The 18,920-nt window shown below is 69.9% G+C and carries 14 protein-coding genes; 5 read left to right on the forward strand and 9 right to left on the reverse strand.

The window, feature by feature from the left end:
* Together ACFPIJ_RS01350 and pyk are read right to left on the reverse strand one after the other, a co-directional pair.
* Positions 1–879, reverse strand: coding sequence for an acyl-CoA thioesterase (locus ACFPIJ_RS01350; protein WP_380112667.1), 879 nt, complete (start codon positions 877–879; stop codon positions 1–3).
* Positions 880–898: 19 nt separating this feature from the next.
* Positions 899–2,329: a pyruvate kinase gene (pyk, locus tag ACFPIJ_RS01355; protein ID WP_380112668.1), complete on the reverse strand. Its 1,431-nt coding sequence runs from the start codon at positions 2,327–2,329 to the stop codon at positions 899–901.
* 101 nt (positions 2,330–2,430) lie between these two features.
* Here pyk and ACFPIJ_RS01360 point away from each other — a divergent pair, with 101 nt between their 5' ends.
* Positions 2,431–3,561, forward strand: a complete 1,131-nt coding sequence (locus tag ACFPIJ_RS01360) for a low temperature requirement protein A (RefSeq protein WP_380112670.1) — start codon at positions 2,431–2,433, stop codon at positions 3,559–3,561.
* Here ACFPIJ_RS01360 and ACFPIJ_RS01365 read toward each other — a convergent pair.
* From ACFPIJ_RS01365 to gltB, 7 genes are all read right to left on the reverse strand, one after another.
* Positions 3,558–4,769, reverse strand: coding sequence for a mechanosensitive ion channel family protein (locus ACFPIJ_RS01365; protein WP_380112671.1), 1,212 nt, complete (start codon positions 4,767–4,769; stop codon positions 3,558–3,560). The two genes, ACFPIJ_RS01360 and ACFPIJ_RS01365, sit on opposite strands and share 4 nt — an antisense overlap.
* Positions 4,770–4,800: 31 nt before the next feature.
* Positions 4,801–5,880 carry a S8 family serine peptidase gene (locus ACFPIJ_RS01370; protein ID WP_380112672.1) on the reverse strand — a complete coding sequence of 360 codons (1,080 nt, stop codon included), beginning with the start codon at positions 5,878–5,880 and terminating at the stop codon, positions 4,801–4,803.
* A complete protein-coding gene (locus ACFPIJ_RS01375) occupies positions 5,877–7,019 on the reverse strand; it encodes a hypothetical protein (RefSeq protein WP_380112674.1) in 1,143 nt (380 codons plus the stop codon). Before ACFPIJ_RS01375 ends, ACFPIJ_RS01370 begins: the two co-directional genes overlap by 4 nt.
* Entirely contained in the window at positions 7,019–7,423 is a 405-nt protein-coding gene (locus ACFPIJ_RS01380) for a hypothetical protein (RefSeq protein ID WP_380112675.1), read from the reverse strand. The genes ACFPIJ_RS01375 and ACFPIJ_RS01380 overlap by 1 nt, the downstream gene beginning before the upstream one ends.
* Positions 7,424–7,592: 169 nt before the next feature.
* On the reverse strand, positions 7,593–8,387 hold the full coding sequence (locus ACFPIJ_RS01385; RefSeq protein ID WP_380112676.1) for a neutral zinc metallopeptidase: 795 nt from the start codon (positions 8,385–8,387) through the stop codon (positions 7,593–7,595).
* A gap of 57 nt (positions 8,388–8,444) precedes the next feature.
* On the reverse strand, positions 8,445–9,920 hold the full coding sequence (locus ACFPIJ_RS01390; RefSeq protein WP_380112677.1) for a glutamate synthase subunit beta: 1,476 nt from the start codon (positions 9,918–9,920) through the stop codon (positions 8,445–8,447).
* Positions 9,913–14,472: a glutamate synthase large subunit gene (gene gltB, locus ACFPIJ_RS01395; protein WP_465252331.1), complete on the reverse strand. Its 4,560-nt coding sequence runs from the start codon at positions 14,470–14,472 to the stop codon at positions 9,913–9,915. Before gltB ends, ACFPIJ_RS01390 begins: the two co-directional genes overlap by 8 nt.
* A 494-nt stretch (positions 14,473–14,966) precedes the next feature.
* Between gltB and ACFPIJ_RS01400 the strand changes: the two genes are divergently transcribed.
* The 4 genes from ACFPIJ_RS01400 to ACFPIJ_RS01415 all read left to right on the forward strand — a co-directional run bounded on the left by ACFPIJ_RS01400 (position 14,967) and on the right by ACFPIJ_RS01415 (position 18,906).
* Positions 14,967–16,226 carry a L,D-transpeptidase gene (locus ACFPIJ_RS01400; protein WP_380112679.1) on the forward strand — a complete coding sequence of 420 codons (1,260 nt, stop codon included), beginning with the start codon at positions 14,967–14,969 and terminating at the stop codon, positions 16,224–16,226.
* An 86-nt stretch (positions 16,227–16,312) separates the two neighbouring features.
* Positions 16,313–17,092, forward strand: coding sequence for a CPBP family intramembrane glutamic endopeptidase (locus ACFPIJ_RS01405; protein ID WP_380112681.1), 780 nt, complete (start codon positions 16,313–16,315; stop codon positions 17,090–17,092).
* A gap of 4 nt (positions 17,093–17,096) precedes the next feature.
* On the forward strand, positions 17,097–17,987 hold the full coding sequence (locus ACFPIJ_RS01410; protein WP_380112682.1) for a CPBP family intramembrane glutamic endopeptidase: 891 nt from the start codon (positions 17,097–17,099) through the stop codon (positions 17,985–17,987).
* A gap of 64 nt (positions 17,988–18,051) precedes the next feature.
* Positions 18,052–18,906, forward strand: a complete 855-nt coding sequence (locus tag ACFPIJ_RS01415; protein WP_380112683.1) for a hypothetical protein — start codon at positions 18,052–18,054, stop codon at positions 18,904–18,906.
* Positions 18,907–18,920 lie beyond the last annotated feature (14 nt).

An 18,920-nucleotide genomic window follows, 5' to 3' on the forward strand; every position in this document is an offset into this window, starting at 1 on the left:
TCATCCTCCCACGCGTCGCAACAGGCCCTCTTGCACAGCCGTCGCGATGTGTCGCCCATCGCGGGTGAACATGCGGCCGGTCGCCAGGCCGCGCGCGTCGGAGGCGGAGGGGCTGACCGAGTCGTAGAGGAACCACTCGTCGGCGCGGAACCCGCGGTGGAACCACAGAGCGTGGTCGAGGCTGGCGCCGACGAACCCGCCGGGACCCCACACGGCGCCGTGGACGGCGAGGACCGAGTCGAGGAGGGTGAGGTCCGAGGCGAACGTGAGCGCGCACGCGTGCAGCAGCGGGTCGTCGGGGAGTTTGCCGTCGATGCGCATCCAGACCCGCTGGGTCGGCGACGCGGGCCGGTCGCCGGGGCGGACCCAGCCGGGCTCACCGACGTAGCGGACGTCGATCGGACGCGGGATCATCGACCAGATGCCGGCCCGCTCCGGATACTTGGCCAGCCGCTCCGCCATCGTCGGGACCTCCTCCGGCGGCGGGATGTCCGCCGGGGCGGCCTCGTGGTGGTCCAGGCCGTTCTCGGGGACGTGGAACGACGCCGACATGAAGAAGATGACCTTGCCGTGCTGCTGCGCGACGGACCGCCGGACCGAGAAGGAGCGCCCGTCGCGGATGTTCTCCACGGCGTACGTGATCGGCACCGTCGGGTCGCCGGGCCGGACGAAGTACCCGTGCAGCGAGTGCACCTGCCGCTCAGGGTCGACCGTGCGGCCGGCGGCGACGAGCGCCTGGCCGGCGACCTGCCCGCCGAAGACGCGCTGGGGGCCGACCGGCGGGCTGATGCCCAGGAACCGGTCGCCCCCCAGCGCTTCAAGATCAAGGAGTCGGACGAGGGCGTCTACTGCCGCCTGTCCACTTGCGAGCTCGTCCACTCCTGCAATCTAGAGGTAATCACTCGCTGTGTTCGTGTGACAGTGCTCCCAAAGTGTGGACGCGGAGCGTGTTGGTCGAGCCGGGCGTCCCGGGCGGGGAGCCCGCGACGATGACGACGTCGTCGCCGGCGCTCAGCCACGGCAGTCCGACCATGGCGAGGTCGACCTGCTCGAACATCTCGTCGGTGTGCTGCACGAACGGCACGTCGAACGTCTGCACACCCCACGACAGGGCCAGCTGGTTGCGGACCGTCGGCTCGGGCGTGAACGCGAGCAGCGGCAGCTCGCAGTGCAGGCGGGCGAGGCGGCGGACCGTGTCGCCGGTCTGCGAGAAGGCGACGAGCGCCTTGGCGCCGATGTTGCGGGCGATGTTGGAGGCGGCCGAGGTGAGCGCGCCACCGCGGGTGCGGGGGTCGTGCTGCAGGCGCGGCACCGACAGCGAACCGCCCTCGGTGGTCGCGATGATCCGGGCCATCGTGGAGACGGTCAGGATCGGATACCGCCCGACGCTGGTCTCGCCGGAGAGCATGACGGCGTCGGCGCCGTCGAGCACGGCGTTGGCGACGTCGGACGCCTCGGCGCGGGTCGGGCGGGCGTTCTCGATCATGGAGTCGAGCATCTGCGTGGCGACGATGACCGGCTTCGCCGACTCGCGGCACAGCTGGACGGCCCGCTTCTGCACGAGCGGCACCTGCTCGAGGGGCATCTCGACGCCGAGGTCGCCGCGGGCGACCATGACGCCGTCGAACGCCGCGACGATCTGCTCGAGGGCGGCGACCGCCTCCGGCTTCTCGACCTTGGCGATGACCGGGCGGTGCACCCGCTCCTCGTCCATGATCTCGTGGACGAGCTTGATGTCGTCGGGCGAACGCACGAACGACAGTGCGATCCAGTCGGCGCCGAGCTGCAGCGCGAACCGGAGGTCCTCGGCGTCCTTCTCGGACATCGCGGGCACGCTCACCGCGACGTTGGGCAGCGAGACGCCCTTGTTGTTGGAAACCATGCCGCCCTCGGTGACGAGGACGGTGATGTCGTTGCCCTCAACGCCGGTGACCTCGACGGCGACCTTGCCGTCGTCGATCAGCAGCCGGTCGCCGGCTTTCACTTCCTGCGGCAACTTCGTGTACGTGCACGACACCCGGTCGGCGGTGCCGACGATGTCGTCGCTGGTGATGATGGCCGTGTCACCGGTGCGCCACTCGTGCGGCCCGTTGGCGAAGCGACCGAGCCGGATCTTGGGACCCTGGAGGTCGGCGAGAATGCCAACGGAACGGCCGGCGGCAGCGGCGGCCTCACGGACGAGAGCGAACACCGCGGCGTGATCCGAATGGTCGCCGTGGCTGAAGTTGAGCCGCGCGACGTCCATCCCGGCGTCGACGAGGCCGCGAATCCGCTCGGGCGACGATGTGGCGGGTCCGAGCGTACAGACGATTTTTGCGCGTCGAGTCACACAGTGAGGCTAGCCCCTCCGCGCCGTGACGATTCGGCCGACCCAGGGTGGCGCCATCAGTTGAGACGGTGTCCACCGGCCGTTTCCCTCATAATCGTGCGATGTCATCCAGTCGCCCCGTGCGCTCCCAATGGCGGCAACAGTGGCGCAAGCCGATGCGCACCCGCGACACCCACGAGCCGCACCGCGTCGCGACGCCGCTGGAGCTGCTGTTCGACCTGTGTTTCGTGGTCGCCATCGCGCTCACGGCGCAGCTGCTGCACCACGCGATCACCGACGGTGACGTGGCGCACGGGATCGTGGCGTACCTGACGGTGTTCTTCTCCGTGTGGTGGGCCTGGATGAACTTCACCTGGTTCGCGTCGGCGTATGACACCGACGACGTCGCGTACCGGCTGACCACCCTCGTGCAGATCGCCGGGGTCCTCGTCCTGGCCGCCGGGGTCACCGACGCGTTCCACGGCCACTTCGGCACGGTCACCGTCGGATACGTGATCATGCGCGCCGCCCTGGTCACCCAGTGGCTGCGGGCCTCTTCCGGTGACGTCGCGAGCCGCCGCACCGCCCGCCGGATGGCCATCGGGGTCTCCGCCTGCATGGTCGGCTGGGGCCTGATCCTGCTCACCCACGGCACCCTGCACCTGACGCTGTTCCTCGTCATGGTCGCCGCCGAGCTGGCGGTGCCACCCTGGGCGGAGCGCGTCCACCCGACGCCGTGGCACCCGCATCACATCGCCGAGCGGTACGGCCTGCTGTTCATCATCGTCCTCGGCGAGATCGTGCTGTCCACGACGCTCGCCGTGCAGGCCGGTTTCGTGCAGGACCGGTTGTGGTGGGTGGCCGCGAGCGGCCTGGTCATCGTGTTCGCGTTCTGGTGGCTGTACTTCGACCAGCCGGCCCATGAGCTCCTGGTGGACAACCGGCACGCATTTGTGTGGGGCTACGGGCACTACGTCGTCTTCGGGTCCGCGGCCGCGATCGGGGCGGGGATCGCCGTCATCGTGGACCGCCCCGACCTGTCCGGCGCCCCCGTCACCATCCCGGTGGCGCTGCTGCTGATGGCGCTGTGGGCCCTGCACCTGCGCCCCCGCACCTGGCTCGAACCGGCCGCGGCGGCCCTGGTCCTCGCCGCGACCTTCGTCGGCCCGTCGTTGATCGTGACTGCTGCGATTCTGTCGGTACTGGTGGCGGCCCGCCTCGTGGTCACCCGCCGGCGAGCTTCTGCGGTTTAGCGCTGGGTCCATTCGGGCTGCGGCAGCGGCGTCGTCGGCGACCGCCCTTCGGTGCTGCGCTCACCACCGGTGAACGCCTCGGCCCGGGCCCGCCCGTCGACACTGTGACTGAACACCCGGGCGTCGCTGTCCGCCGTGTGCGTCTGCCCGGTCAGCGTCGCGTGCAGCGGCATCGCGGACGTCACCTCGGCCCGCGTCCGCGGCAGCGACGACGGGTGCGCGTCCCGCAGCCAGGTGACCATGTGCTCCCGGATGAAGCACCGCAGGTCCCACAGTTTCGGCGCGTCGGTCGCGCTGACGAGCGCCCGCAGCCGCATCGCGTTGCCGGTCGCCTCGACGACCTGCAGCACCGACACCCGCCCGTCCCACAGGTCCGTCGACTCCAGGGCCCGGCGGAGCTCCTCCCGCGCCTCCGGCACCGGCAGCCACCAGTCGACGTCGAGCATCACGTCCCCGAGCAGCGCCGCCTCCGTCCGCGTCCAGTTCTGGAACGGCTTCTCCGTGAAGTACGACGTCGGCAGAATCAACCGCCGGTCATCCCACACGTGCACGACCACGTAGGACAACGTGATCTCCTGGATGCGCCCCCACTCCTCCTCGACGATCACCACGTCCCCGAGCCGCACCGCGTCACTGAACGCCAGCTGCAACCCCGCGAACAGGTTCCGCAGCAGGCTCTGCGCCGCCAGACCAGCGATGATGCCGACGAACCCAGCACTGGCGATCACACTCGTGCCCAGTATCCTGGCCTGCGGAAACGTCATCAGCATCACCCCACCGGCCAGCACCGCGACCGTCGCGACCGTCACTCGCCGGATCATCACCACCTGCGTGTGCACCCGCCGCGCCTGCCGGTTGTCCGGCACGTCCGTCCTGAACCGCGCCAGCGCCGCGTCCTCCGCCACCACCAGCAACGCCGCGACCAGCCACGCCACCGCCCCGATGATGATGAGCTGCTCCAGGTGCAGGAACGTGCGCCGCCAATCCGCCTCCTCTGCCGTGTCCCGGATCGTGAAGTACACCGCCGACAGCACCACCACCCACTGCGTAGGCCGGTGCGCCCTGTTCGCCAGCTCGGTCAGCAACGCCGACCGCCGCCCCGCCCGCAGCAGCAGCACATGTACCGCCTGCACCAGCAACAACGCGACAAGCGCCGCCCCGAGCGCAATGCCGAGCGGCTCCAGCGTGTCGATGAGCGTGTCTCGCATTCGGCGCTAGGTACCCGCGCCCCCTGGCTTCCTAACGTGTCCTGCGTCGCAGCCACCAGACAGCAACCCCGCCAACCACCCCAACCCCCACCACGACCCATCCAACGCCCACTCCCCCACCACCGCGCCGCTCCCCCACACCTCCAGGACTCGCGCCAGAGGTGACCGCCGGCCCGGGAAGCTCCGCGGTGAGAGCAGCAACGGGATTGACGATGCCGTACCCGTACTCGTCGTCCCGCCCCGGCTTCCCCCGATCAGTGGCGGTGGCAGTCAACCGCCGGATCACCTCGACGGCGGAGAGGTCGGGGAACTTCGCCCGCACCAACGCCACCACCCCAGCCACAATCGCCGTCGAATTGCTCGTGCCATCACCCGTGCTGTACTTGCCGAAGGCATCCAGCGAGATGATGTCCACCGCAGGTGCCGACAGCACCACCTCCGGCCCAGTCGCAGAGACTGCGGCATGCATCCCGCCCTTGTCGGTCCCTGCGACCGCCAATACGCCCGGCAATTTCGCCGGAAAACCTACCTGCTTGCTCTTCGGCGCGTTGCCGACGCCCGCAACAACCACGACGCCGACCCTGATCGCCGCCTCGACCGCCTCCCTCACCTCCGGATATTCGCTAGTCACCGCAGCGACACAAATGACCTGCGCGCCTTGCGAAACCGCCCATGTGATGCCAGCTGCCAAGTTCTCCGGAGATCCCCCAAACTCGCTGTGGATCGTCTGCACCGGCAGAATGGTGGCCTTTGGTGCGATACCGAGCACACCAGCACCGTTGGGCAAACCACGGCCGGCGATGAGTCCAGCCATTGCCGTTCCGTGACCGTCGGTGTCGGCTTTCCCGTTGCCAGAGGCGCCTTCACCGAATTCCTTGCCCTCGATGACGGCGCCAGCAAGCTCGCCGTGCCGATCATCGACTCCAGTGTCCGTGACGGCCACGAGCACCCCTTCACCCACGCTCAACTGCTGCGCTCGTCCGACCTCTAGCGACACCAAATGCCACTGCCGGTCGCGAATGGCGTCAGCGGAAGCAGCGATTGGCTTTAGCGGCATCGAGACGATCGCTACCGCTAGGACCACGATCATTGAACGGGCGACACGGATCAACGATCGAGTCCAATTACGCCGGGGCCGGGGTCGTGCGTAAGGGACGGTGGCGATGATTCAAGCAATGGCCGAACGCCGCGATCCACCGTCCACCGCTCGCCAGGCTCGTCATCCCGCTCACGCCGCCGTGCGACATATTCGTCGAACGATCGATCCTGATATCCGCCAGCACTCGGGCGACCGCTCGACGGTGTAAACCGCGATGGAGTAGCAGACGGCACCGACCGACCACGCGCTGAACCAGAAATCGAAGACACCGGCGAGCGACCGATCACACTGCCTGGAGAACCCCGCATCACCCCTGGACCGACGCCTGTCGCAGCCATGCCATTCGAAGTTGGAATGCCAAGAACACGACCGACACCGGCAATCGGCTCCTGATATCGCGTTGCCGGCCCGACACCAGATTGGCCAGCTCCATGTTCGACCGGCAACGAACCGCCGACAGCCGTGTCCGACCGACCTTCGGCCAGCAAGATCTCCTCGCCAATGACGCCGGCGGAGATCGGCTCGGGTGGGTCAAATCGCGGTGACAGAAGTCCATTCAAGCGCGCCGAAGCGCCTTTTGTGCCGCCACCACCTGCAGCAGAACCGCCTGTCGAGTTGGTGCCGCCGCTCGCTGGCGGGATTGATGTCCGCGTGCTGATTCGCGTGTAGTCGGGCAACCCCACCGCGAACTTGGACGTCGCGTCGCGCACCGTCACGTCGGCCTCGATCAGAATGCGACGAGCCTCCTGATCGATCACCTTCTGCGCTTGCCGACCAACCCTCGGGTCGGGCAAAGTTTGCGCTTTCGCATAGCGCTCGACCAATGGCGCCAACTGTCCGCGAGCGTGACTAATCGCATCTGCAACGATTTCCACGCCTACACGCACTTCAGCAGCACCCCGAGCAGTGGACGCAAATGCGTCGATCATGTCGTTGAGCCGCTGGAGGAACATCGTCGCCGCTTCGCTCTTGTCTGGCGGCCACGCTTCGGCAAGCTGATCGCGCAGGACTCGGAGCCGGTCGCGTTGCGTCTCCAAGGCGGTCTGTTGACGGCGCAAGGTCGCCAGGTGCAGGTGGGCGTCCGCAGCGTCGTCGGCGGCGATCATCTCCCACAGCTCCGGCAACCGCCACCGGCGGTACGACTCCGTCATCAGGCCGACCTGCCCGTCTTCGGGTCATGCTGAGCAGCCCAGATCGCGTTGTCCACCCTGGTCGACGCGACCGCCAGCCGCGCCTTGAACTGGTCGCCGCTCAACGTGTCCGCCTGCTCGTAAGCCGCCACCACCTCCTCAGCGGCCTGCACGAACACGGCACCGTTGTGGACGAACGCGTCCATCAGGTCCAGCAGTTCGATGAGCTTCCGGTGGTACAGCGTCGCCGCCGCCTGGACGTCTGGGCTGGCTGTACGGGTGCCGAACGACGGCGTGTCGACGAACGTGCGCAGAATCTGGTCGTGCTCAGGTGACAGGTGCGCGGTCAGGTCGGCGTGGAGCCCGGCACCGAACGAACGGACCGCTTCCAGGTCGACCGTGAACCCCGACTGATGATCACTCATCGCGTCCTCCCCGCCACGATGTGCAAATAGACAAGCGTGACGGTACCGCAAGTCCCGAGCGTTGTGACGCCCGGAATTGCACCAACTGCGAAGCGTGACGAAGGCTACCGGGACCGCCGGCCGGCGCGAGCCGAAGGAGGAGGAGGCTGGAAAAGCCGGTACCGCAGGTTCAGCCGTGGTAGGTGGAGGGCATGTCGCAGGCGTCGAGGCTCTGCTCGTAGCCGTCGAAGAAGGCGCCGGTGCGTTGGGCGGCGGAGCCGTGGGCGCCCTCCTTGAACCAGGGTTCGCCCTCGGGGTCGGCGACGGAGAAGAGGCCGGACTTGAGTTCGTCGAGGTCGCCGTCTTCGAGGGTGAAGTCGCCGACCTTGATGGAGTCGCCGATGTAGGCGCCGGCGAAGCAGTCGGCCTGGAGTTCCTGGTAGATGGTGAACTGGTAGTTGATGCCGAGGCGTTGCTGGACGGCGTGGCCGTATTCGTGGCCCAGGAGGTAGAAGACGAACGCGTCGCCGAGTTCCTGGTAGACCTCCTCGGACCAGTTGACGTCGTACGCGATGAAGTCACCGACGGGGCAGTAGGCGGCGTTCTGGGTCGGGATCGGCTGGGTGCCGCACATGACCTCGCCGTCGATGCGGTAGGGCACGATCCGCGACACGGGCCGGAAGCCGACGATGCGGGAGCTCCAGTACCGCTCGACGACCCGCAACGCGATGCTGACGTCGCTGGCGAACGTCGAGTCGGGCGGCGCGGCCGCGTGCGCGGAGGCGGAGGCGGAGGCAGAGGAGGCAGTGGAGCCGGAGTAAGCGGGCGATGGCCAGGAAGGCGGGGAAGAAGGCTGCGGCGTGGAGGTCGGCGCGGCCGGGATGGTCGGCGCCCAGAACGGCGGAGGGTCGGCCGCGTGCGCCGCGTTCGAGGGCAGGAGCCACACCGCGAGGACGAGCAAAGCGAACAACGGGAGGCGTTTCATGGCCGAGGGGTACCCGGAGGAGCGGCCCCGCAAGAGAGCCGCTCTCGATTAGCAACCCTAGGCGGTGAGCGCGACCGCCGACGGTTCGACCGGTGCGGGCAGGGTGCCGTCGCCGCCGAGGTAGGCGTGGATCGACGCGGCGGCCGAGCGGCCCTCGGCGATCGCCCAGACGATGAGTGACGCGCCCCGGTGCATGTCGCCGGCGACGAAGACGCCCGGTGCCGACGTCTGCCAGTCGGCGCCGGTGTCGACGCCGCCGCGGCGGTTGCGGGTCAGGCCGAGGTTCGTGAGCAGCGGCCCGGGTTCGGTGCCTTCGAAGCCGATGGCGAGCAGGACGAGCTCGGCGGGGTAGAGCCGCTCGGTGCCGGGGATCTCGGTGACGACCCGGCGGCCCTCCACTTTGGACACGGTGACCTCGGCGATGCGCACGCCGGTGAGGTCGCCGTCGTCGTTGCCCTCGAAGGCGGTGACGGCGACGGCGAACGCGCGCTCGCCGCCTTCCTCGTGGGCCGGGTAGTCACGCAGGATCCACGGCCACGTCGGCCACGGGTCGCGGGCCTCGTCGCGGGAGGCGGGCGGGACCGGGTACTGGTCCAGCTGCAGCACCGACACGGCGCCCTGCCGGTGGGCGACGCCGAGGCAGTCGGCCGCCGTGTCACCGCCACCGATGATGATGACGTTCTTCCCATGGGCGGAGATCGATGCGGAGGGCACCCGGCCCGCGACGACCCGGTTGGACTCGACGAGGTGCTCCATCGCCAGGTGTACGCCGGACAAAGCGCGCCCCGGCGTCGACGGCACGTCGCGGGCCTGCAATGCGCCGCAGGCGAGCAGCAGCGCGTCGTGGCGGCTCCGCAGGTCGGAGACGGAGACGGAGACGCCGACGTTGACGCCGGTCTCGAAGCGGACGCCCTCGCCGCGCAGCTGGTCCAGGCGCAGGTCGATGTGCCCCTTCTCCAGCTTGAAGTCGGGGATGCCGTATCGCAGGAGGCCGCCGAGGGCGTCGTCACGCTCGTACACCACGACGTCGTGCCCGGCGCGGGCCAGCTGCTGCGCGGCGGCAAGGCCGGCGGGGCCGGAGCCGACCACGCCGACGCTCTTGCCGGACCGCTCGGGTGCGGGGCGGGCGGTGATCCGGCCCGCGGCCACGGCCCGGTTGATGATCTCGACCTCGACCTGCTTGATCGTGACGGGCTTGCCGCCGGCGATCGACAGGACGCACGCGGCCTCGCACGGTGCGGGGCACAGCCGCCCGGTGAACTCCGGGAAGTTGTTGGTCGCGTGCAGGTCCTCGATCGCGAAGTCCCAGTTGCCGGTGCGGACCAGGTCGTTCCAGTCGGGGATGCGGTTGCCGAGCGGGCAGCCGTCGTGACAGAACGGGATACCGCAGTCCATGCAGCGGCTGGCCTGCTCGGCGATCAGTTCGTCGGACGCGGGTGGATACACCTCGCGCCAGTCACGCAGCCGGACCGGGACGGGACGCCGAGCGGGCAACCGCCGCTCGTAGCGAAGGAAACCGTTCGGGTCAGGCACGTGCGACCTCCATGACCGCCGCGTCGACGTCGCGGCCGGCAGCCTCGGCGGCCCGCATGACCTCCATGACGCGCCTGTAGTCGCGCGGCACAACCTCAGTGAACGAAAGAACCGATTCGTCCCAGTTTTCCAGCATACGTGCGGCGACCGGGGAACCGGTCTCGGCCAGGTGCTGCTCGACCAGGGCGCGCAGCGTGTCCGGCGACGACACCGGCTCCAGGTCCACCAGTTCGGTGTTGACGAGCGTGCGGTCCAGGTTCCAGATGTACGCGACCCCGCCGGACATGCCCGCGGCGAAGTTCCGGCCGGTGGGGCCGAGCACGACGACGGCACCGCCGGTCATGTACTCGCAGCCGTGGTCACCGACGCCCTCGACGACGGCGACGGCGCCGGAGTTGCGCACCGCGAACCGCTCCCCCGCCTTGCCGCGCATGAACAGGATGCCGCCGGTGGCGCCGTACAGGGCCGTGTTGCCGCCGATGATCTGCTCCTCGGCGACGAACGGGGCCGCCGGGTCGGGGCGCACGACGAGCCGGCCGCCGGACAGGCCCTTGCCGACGTAGTCGTTGGCGTCGCCGACGAGCCGGAGGGTGACACCGTGAGGGACCCAGGCGCCGAAGGACTGTCCCGCCGTGCCGTGCAACGTAACGTCCACCGTGTTGTCGGGCAGGCCGGCGCCGCCGACCCGGCGGACGATCTCGCCGCCGAGCATCGCCCCGACGGAGCGGTGCTCGTTGCGGACGGCGATCTCCAGCTTGATCGAGGTGCCCTCGTCGAGGGCGGACGTGACCGCCGCGATGAGCTGGTTGTCCAGCGCCCGCTCGAGGCGGTGGTCCTGCTTCGTGGTCTGGCGCCGCGCGGCGTCGTCGGCGAGGGGAGGAACGTGCAGCAGCGGGGTCAGGTCGAGGCCGCCGGCCTTCCAGTGGTCGACGGCCGAGCGGACGTCGAGCAGCTCGGTGTGGCCGATCATCTCGTCCAGGGTGCGGAAGCCCAGCTCGGCGAGGTAGCCGCGGACCTCCTCGGCGAGGAACCAGAAGAAGTTCTCGACGAACTCGGGCGTGCCGGTGAACTTCTTGCGCAGCGCCGGGTTCTGCGTGGCGATGCCGACCGGGCAGGTGTCCAGGTGGCAGACCCGCATCATGATGCAGCCGGACACGATGAGCGGCGAGGTCGCGAAGCCGAACTCCTCGGCGCCGAGCAGCGCCGCGATGACGACGTCCCGGCCGGTCTTGAGCTGCCCGTCGACCTGGACGCTGACCCGGTCGCGCAGCCCCGACAGCAGCAGCGTCTGCTGGGTCTCGGCGAGGCCGAGCTCCCACGGGACACCCGCGTGCTTGAGCGAGTTCAGCGGCGAGGCGCCCGTGCCACCGTCGTGACCGGAGATGAGGATGACGTCGGCCTTGGTCTTCGCCACGCCGGCGGCGACGGTGCCGACGCCGACCTCGGAGACCAGCTTCACGTGGATGCGGGCCGCCGGGTTGACGTTCTTCAGGTCGAAGACCAGCTGCGCGAGGTCCTCGATGGAGTAGATGTCGTGGTGCGGCGGCGGGGAGATCAGCCCGACGCCGGGGGTGGCGTGGCGGGTCTTGGCGATCCACGGCCACACCTTGTTGCCGGGCAGCTGGCCACCCTCGCCGGGCTTGGCGCCCTGCGCCATCTTGATCTGCAGGTCGTCGGCGTTGACCAGGTACTCGGTGGTCACGCCGAAGCGCCCGCTGGCGATCTGCTTGATGGCCGAACGCCGGCGCGGGTCGTGCAGCCGCTCGGGGTCCTCGCCGCCCTCGCCGGTGTTGGACTTGCCGCCGATGTTGTTCATCGCGATCGCGAGGGTCTCGTGCGCCTCCATGGAGATGGAGCCGTAGGACATGGCACCGGTCGCGAACCGCTTCACGATCTCGGTGGCCGGCTCGACCTCGTCGATCGGCACCGCGGCGCGGACCCCGGTGCGCAGCTCGAAGAGCCCACGCAGCGACCCGGCCTGCCCGGCGAGTTCGTCGACCTTCGCGGTGTAGCGCTGGAACACGTCGTACTGCTTGGAGCGGGTCGCGTGCTGGAGCAGGAAGACCGTCTCCGGGTTGAACAGGTGCAGCTCGCCCTCGCGGCGCCACTGGTATTCGCCGCCGACCTCGAGCCGCCGGTGCGCCCGCTCGGCCTCGTTGGCCGGGTACGCCCGCGCGTGGCGAGCGGCGATCTCGGCGTGGACCTCGGCCAGGCCGATGCCGCCGATCTTGCTGGGCGTGCCGGTGAAGTACCGCTCGACCAGGCGCGGGTCCAGCCCGACGGCCTCGAAGACCTGGGCGCCGCAGTAGGAGCTGACGGTCGAGATGCCCATCTTCGACATGATCTTCAGGACGCCCTTGCCGAGCGCCTTGACGTAGTTGTAGACCGCCTTCTCCGGGTCGACGCCGGGCAGCGCGCCCGTGGCGATGAGGTCCTCGGCGCTCTCGAAGGCCAGGTACGGGTTGACCGCGGACGCCCCGAAGCCGGACAGCAGCGCCACGTGGTGCACCTCGCGGCAGTCGCCGGACTCGACCACGAGGGACACCTGCGTGCGGGTCTGCTCGCGGACCAGGTGCTGGTGCACGGCGGCGGTGAGCAGCAGCGACGGGATCGGCGCCAGGTCGACGGTCGAGTCACGGTCGGACAGGACCAGGACCCGCACGCCGTCCTCGATCGCCTCGGACACGCCGCGCATGATCTCCACGAGCCGGCGCTTGAGCCCGGTCGCGCCGTCCCGGATCGGGTACAGGCCGGAGACGCGCACGGCCTTGAAGCCGGGCAGGTCGCCGTCGTCGTCGATGTGCAGCAGCTTGGCGAGGTCGTCGTTGTCGATGACCGGATACGGCAGGGCGATCTGCCGGCAGGACGCGGGGCCCGGCTTGAGCAGGTTGGCCTCGGGGCCGATGGTGGCGGCGACGCTGGTGACGATCTCCTCGCGGATCGCGTCCAGCGGTGGGTTCGTCACCTGCGCGAAGAGCTGGGTGAAGTAGTCATACATGAGCCGCGGGCGGGTCGAGAGCACCGCGACGGGCGTGTCGGTGCCCATGGAACCGAGGGGCTCGGCACCGGTCCGCGCCATCGGCCCGATGAGGATCTTGAGCTCTTCCTCGGTGTAGCCGAAGGTCTGCTGGCGGCGCTGCACGGAGTCGTGCGTGTAGACGATGTGCTCCCGCTCGGGCAGCTGGTCGAGGTCCATGAGCCCGGCGTGCAGCCAGTCCTCGTAGGGCTCGGCCTGCGCCAGCTCGGACTTGATCTCGTCGTCGGTGCGGATGCGGCCGGCGGCGGTGTCGACGAGCAGCATCTTGCCGGGGGCCGAACGGCCCTTCGCCACGATCGTCGCCGGGTCGAGGTCGAGCACGCCCGCCTCGCTGGCGAGCACGACGAGCCCGTCGGCGGTCTGCCACCAGCGGCCGGGGCGCAGCCCGTTGCGGTCCAGGACCGCGCCGACGACGGTGCCGTCGGTGAAGGCGACGCTCGCCGGGCCGTCCCACGGCTCCATCAGGCACGCGTGGAAGCGGTAGAACGCCCGCCGCAGCGGGTCCATCCGCGGGTCGTTCTCCCACGCCTCGGGGATCATCATGAGCACCGCGTGCGGCAGGCTCCGGCCGGCCAGGTGCAGCAGCTCGAGGACCTCGTCGAAGTTGGCCGAGTCCGACGCCTCCGGCGTGCAGATCGGGAACAGCCGGCGGATGTTGCCCGGCAGGTTCTCGGTCGCCAGCAGCGCCTCGCGGGCGGCCATCCAGTTCCGGTTGCCGCGGATCGTGTTGATCTCGCCGTTGTGGGCGATCAGCCGGTACGGGTGCGAAAGCTCCCACGACGGGAACGTGTTCGTCGAGAACCGCGAGTGGACCAGGGCGATCGCCGAGGTGACGCGCTCGTCGGACAGGTCGGGGAAGAACGACACGACCTGGTCGGGGGTGAGCATGCCCTTGTACGTGATGGTGCGCGAGGACAGCGACGGCAGGTAGAGCTGGATGCCGCGTTCGCGGGTCTCCCGCTCGGTCTGCTTGCGCACGCAGTAGACGACCCGGTCCAGGTCCAGGCCCGACAGCACGCTGCCGGACGACACGCTGCCGGACGAGCCGAGCTTCTCGGCGGCGATGAAGACCTGCTTGATGCGGGGCATCGCGGCGAGCGCGGTCGCGCCGAGGTCCGTCGGGTCGGTCGGCACGTCGCGCCAGCCGAGCACGTGGGCGCCCTCGACGAGGGCGTACTTCTCCAGCACGCGCATCGCGCGCTGGGCCGCCTCGTCGTCGTTGGGCAGGAACGCCAGGCCGGTCGCATACGCGCCGGCGGGCGGGAGGTCCTCGATGCCGGCCGCTTCGCGCAGGAACGCGTCCGGGATCTGGATCATGATGCCGGCCCCGTCGCCGGTGTTGGGCTCGGCGCCTCGGGCGCCCCGGTGGTCCATGCGCAGCAGCGCTGACAGCCCCTTGTGCACGACGTCATGGGACCGCCGGCCGTGGATATCCGCCACGAACGCGACCCCACAGGCGTCGTGTTCAAAGGCAGGGTCGTACAGACCCTGCGGCTGCGGTCCGGGGTAACCCATCGGGCCTCCTGACGTCATCGATTGCGAGTCGGGACAACGTCGGCCCAAAAACAGTCTACGGAGCAGTCTTGCCAGTGTACGCGAAGATTCGGGCGCGATCCTCATGTGCTTTCCGCCGCCCGCGTTGTCCGCCGCCCTGTGCGTTGCCGACCAAAGTACCGCCTGCACCGCCGCACGACCTACAACGTGAGATCGTGACAAATCCCACGAGCCCCTGCTCGGGGGCACTGCGGGGATCGCCACCGGGGTCGCCGGCGGATCACTGCCGGGCTGCTGCCGGGATCGCCGTGGAGATCACCTGTAAGGACCGTTACCGAACTGGGACGCAACCTCGCGCAGTCTGGAACACGTCCAAGGAGCGGATGGCTCAGGCTCTCCGTTACTTCATAGGATGCCCCTGCTCCGGTTCAACGAGTTGAACCGGGTGGCACAAACCCGGGATACACCGGTGTTGTATCCGGTGCATGCTCTAGCCCAACGAAGGAGGTGTGGACATGGGAGTCTCCGCACGCGCACTGGCCACGATCACCGCTCTTGCCGGTCTGCTCGCCCTCTCTGCTTGCAGCGCTGACGAAAAACCCAAATGGAGTGACAGCGGCAGTGCCGGCGGCCCCTCGGCTTCCGCGTCCGCCGCGCAGCCAACCGCGACCCTCACCGCGCCGGCCGACGGCGCGACCGGCGTGTCCACCGCCACCGAACTCGCCCTGCAGGCGGCGCCCGGCGCGAACGCGTCGGTCACGCTGACGGACGCGTCCGGTGCGGCGGTCAACGGCGGCCTGCGCTCGGACGGCACGACCTGGATCCCGGCGACGCAGCTCAAATACGGCACGCAGTACACCGCGACCGTGACCTCCGCCGGCGACAGTGCCGGCAAGAAGGTCACGTTCACGACCATGGCGAAGCCCGGCAAGACAGTCAACGTGTCAACGGCCCTGTCCGACAACAAGGTCTACGGCGTGGCCATCCCCGTCGTCGTCCGGTTCGGCTCCAGCGTCCCGACGGAGCTGCGGGCGAGCGTCGAGAAGCGGCTGCTCGTCACCAGCACGCCGCCGCAGGTCGGCACCTGGTACTGGTTCAACGGTGGCGAGGTGCACTACCGCCCGAAGGAGTACTGGCAGACCGGCACCAAGGTCACTGTCCGGCTGGCGACGGGTGGCCTGCAGCTGACGAAGACCGGCTGGGGCAGCAAGGACGTCACGACGAACTTCACCATCGGTGACAAGATCATCATGACGACCGACGACAAGACCCACCAGATGACGGTGGAGAAGAACGGCGAGGTCATCAAGACCGTGCCGGTCAGCCTCGGCAAGGCCAAGACGCCGAGCTCCAGCGGCAACATGGTGGTCATGGACAAGCAGCAGTCCGAGCTGTTCGTGTCGACCGACCCGTCCGACCCGTACCGCGAGACCGTGTACCTGACGCAGCGCATGACCAGCGGCGGCGAGTACATCCACGCGGCCCCGTGGTCCGAGGGCGACCAGGGCAAGCGCAACGTCTCGCACGGCTGCACCAACGTCTCGCAGAAGAACGCGAAGTTCCTGTTCGACCTGACGAAGATCGGCGACGTCGTGATCGTCAAGGGGACCCCGCGCAAGCTCGCCTGGGGCAACGGCTGGACGGACTGGGACAAGACCTGGGACGAGTACGTCAAGGGCAGCGCCCTCCCGCCGCCGGCGGCGGCGGACCCGGGTGCCGACCCGAGCGGCAGCGCCCAGCCGGGCGCCACGGTCACCGTTTCACCGTCCGCGTAACACCCGGGCACAGTAAGCAACACAGGGGCCGCTGTCAGACTTCCACCGGACGGTGGGGCTGACAGCGGCCCCTTCCGTGTTCCACCATGACAGCCGTGCTGGACTGGGTCGACCCGACGTTCCACGCCACCGAGGTCATCCTCACGGCGCTGGTCGTGCTGATCCTCGCCGTCAGCGTCCTGCGCGCGTCGCCGGCCGGGATGCGGGCGCGGATCAGCAGCAAGGGGCTGGCCGCGGCGTTCCGGCGCTCCACGGCCACCAACACCCTCGCCGCCCTCATCGCGCTGGAAGCCGTCCTCGTGGGACCCGGCCTCGACCTCGCCGACCTCGGGCTGCGACCCGTCACCGCCGGCGACGTCCTGATCGCGCTCGGGCTGCCCGCCGCGGCCGCCGGGACCGCCGCGGTGCTCGCGATCCGCTCCGGCGGGATCAGCCCCGACGACGATCCGCTGTCCTTCCTGCGACCCGCGACGCCGTCGGAGCGACGCTGGGCGGCCGCCGGGGCCGTCGCCGCCGGGACCGGTGAGGAGATCGTCTTCCGCGGGCTGTTCATCGCCGCGGGCACGGGCGTGCTCGGGCTCCCCGTCTGGGCGGCAGCCGTCCTCGCGGTGATCCTGTTCGGCGCCGGCCACCGGTACCAGGGCCTGCGCGGCATGCTCACCACGGGCGCCGCCGCGGTCGTGTTCACCGTCCTGTACGCGCTGACCGGCAACCTCATCGTCCCGATCGCCCTGCACATCACCGTCGACCTGGTGTCCCTCCTGCTCGTCCCGGCCCTCCTCGCCCGCAACGGCGCACCGGAGACGGCTGCCCCGGCCAGGGCAGACACCGGGGCAGACACCGCGGCGGCGAAGGCCGCATCATGACGGCGTGTACGAATGGCTCGATCCCCGATTCGGCGTCACCGCCACCGTCCTGACGCTGCTCCTCCTCGTGGCGACCGTCGCCGTCGCGGCGTACGCCTCCACGGCGAAGGCCCGCGCCGCCATGGAGCGGCTGGTGGCGACCCCGGGCGGCCGGATCCGGCTGTACCGCGGCGGCATCAGCCGATCGGTGCTGCTGGCGGTCGCCGCGTTCGCGGTGGTGTGGACCGACGGCATCGACCTCACCGACCTGGGCCTGCGGGCACCGGGGCTCGTCGACGGCGTCGCCGCGGTGCTCCTGTCGGCGTTGATGGGGCTGATCATCGTCGTGAACCACGTGCGGTTCGCCCGCGCCCGCCGCGACGGCGTCCACATCCGCGGCCTGCACGGCGGCGAGGACACCCTGGCCCGGGTCCGTTTCCTGCATCCGCGCACGGCGGCCGAACGCGCGCTCGCGGGCGTGCTCGCGGTCTGCGTCGGCGTCAGCGAGGAACTCGTCTACCGCGGGCTGTTCATCGCCGCCGGCGTCGGGCTGCTCGGCCTGGACCCGCTGGTGGCGGCGCTGCTGTCGCTGCTGCTGTTCGGCGTCGCCCACGCCTACCAGGGCTGGCGCGGCGCCGTCGGCGCGACACTGGTCGGGCTGATCTTCACGCTCGTCTACAACCTCACCGGGGGCATCTTCGCGCCGATCGTCATCCACGCCGCGTTCGACGTGGCCGCCCTCGTCCTCGGCCCCTGGCTGGCGCAGCGGGTCGCGGCCCGGCCCCGGCGCACGCCCGCCGCTGAGCCGACCCTCAAACCCGCCGCCTCGCCCGCCACCGCACCTGTCTCCGCCACCGCACCTGTCTCCGCCACCGCGCCGGCATCACTCACACTACGGAGCGCAACGCCGGACTAGACGCAGGGTCGATGTCGGGAATCGGGCATCGCGCACGGATCGACGCACCGCTACCGTCTCGCGCATGGCTCTCGTCCGTCGCACGAACGTGCTCGGCCCCAACTCCAACCGTGTCGTCGCCACCGCCGCAGTAGCGCCCGCCGCGCAGGCCGACGCGCCCGCGATCGGCCGGGCCCACGTGCCCTTCCAGCAAGGCCCGTCGAACCGTTCGGCGAGCGCCGAAACCCCCGAGACCGCCACGCCCGGTGCCGAGACCAGCCCCGCGCCCGGTGCGGCCGCGCCGGGCGACGAGGTCGGGATCGCGATCGCGTCGGCCGGGCCGGTCGTCGAGCCGACCCCGGGCGGCGAGGCGGCCGCCGTCCCGCCGCAGCCCGCGTCGGTGCTGTCGCTGGTGTCAGCGTTCGCCCTGGTCGCCGCCGGTGGCGCCGGATCGTGGGCGCTGTGGCACTTCAACGTCAACGCACAGGCGATCCGCCTGCCGGACGCCACGACGTTCTTCGCGGTGCTGTTCGCGTTCGCGACGGCCGTCGAGCGGGTCCTGGAGCCGTTCGCCCGGTTCCTGCCCGGCAAGCACGCCCGCGGCGAGCTGGAGGCGGCGGTGGCGAACCTTGCCAACAAGTACCACGACGCCACCCTCGACGATCTGATCCAGGTCGCGCACGCGAAGTCGATGCTGGAGAAGGGCCGGGCGAGCCGCGGCCTCGTCTCGTGGGGCATCGCAACCGCGGTGGCGACCGTCGCGTCGTCGGCGGGCGGGCTGTACCTGCTGCACTCCATCGCCGGGGAGAACTGGAACGGCATCCCGGTCTGGATCGACGCGATCGTCACCGGCATCGTCGTCGGCAGCGGCACGAAGCCCCTCCACGACGTGATCAGCAAGGTGCAGAAGAACAAGGAGAAGTCCGAGGACACGCCATAGAGCTCAGATGACCA

The sequence above is a fragment of the Dactylosporangium cerinum genome (genome assembly GCF_042653625.1).
GTDB classification, from domain to species: Bacteria; Actinomycetota; Actinomycetes; order Mycobacteriales; family Micromonosporaceae; genus Dactylosporangium; species Dactylosporangium cerinum.

Coding starts and splice junctions, on each gene's coding strand:
- ACFPIJ_RS01360 (WP_380112670.1), top strand. CDS start 2,431: ATGTCATCCAGTCGCCCCGTGCGCTCCCAATGGCGGCAACAGTGGCGC.
- ACFPIJ_RS01365 (WP_380112671.1), bottom strand. CDS start 4,769: ATGCGAGACACGCTCATCGACACGCTGGAGCCGCTCGGCATTGCGCTC.
- ACFPIJ_RS01375 (WP_380112674.1), bottom strand. CDS start 7,019: ATGACGGAGTCGTACCGCCGGTGGCGGTTGCCGGAGCTGTGGGAGATG.
- ACFPIJ_RS01380 (WP_380112675.1), bottom strand. CDS start 7,423: ATGAGTGATCATCAGTCGGGGTTCACGGTCGACCTGGAAGCGGTCCGT.
- ACFPIJ_RS01385 (WP_380112676.1), bottom strand. CDS start 8,387: ATGAAACGCCTCCCGTTGTTCGCTTTGCTCGTCCTCGCGGTGTGGCTC.
- gltB (WP_465252331.1), bottom strand. CDS start 14,472: ATGGGTTACCCCGGACCGCAGCCGCAGGGTCTGTACGACCCTGCCTTT.
- ACFPIJ_RS01400 (WP_380112679.1), top strand. CDS start 14,967: ATGGGAGTCTCCGCACGCGCACTGGCCACGATCACCGCTCTTGCCGGT.
- ACFPIJ_RS01405 (WP_380112681.1), top strand. CDS start 16,313: ATGACAGCCGTGCTGGACTGGGTCGACCCGACGTTCCACGCCACCGAG.
- ACFPIJ_RS01415 (WP_380112683.1), top strand. CDS start 18,052: ATGGCTCTCGTCCGTCGCACGAACGTGCTCGGCCCCAACTCCAACCGT.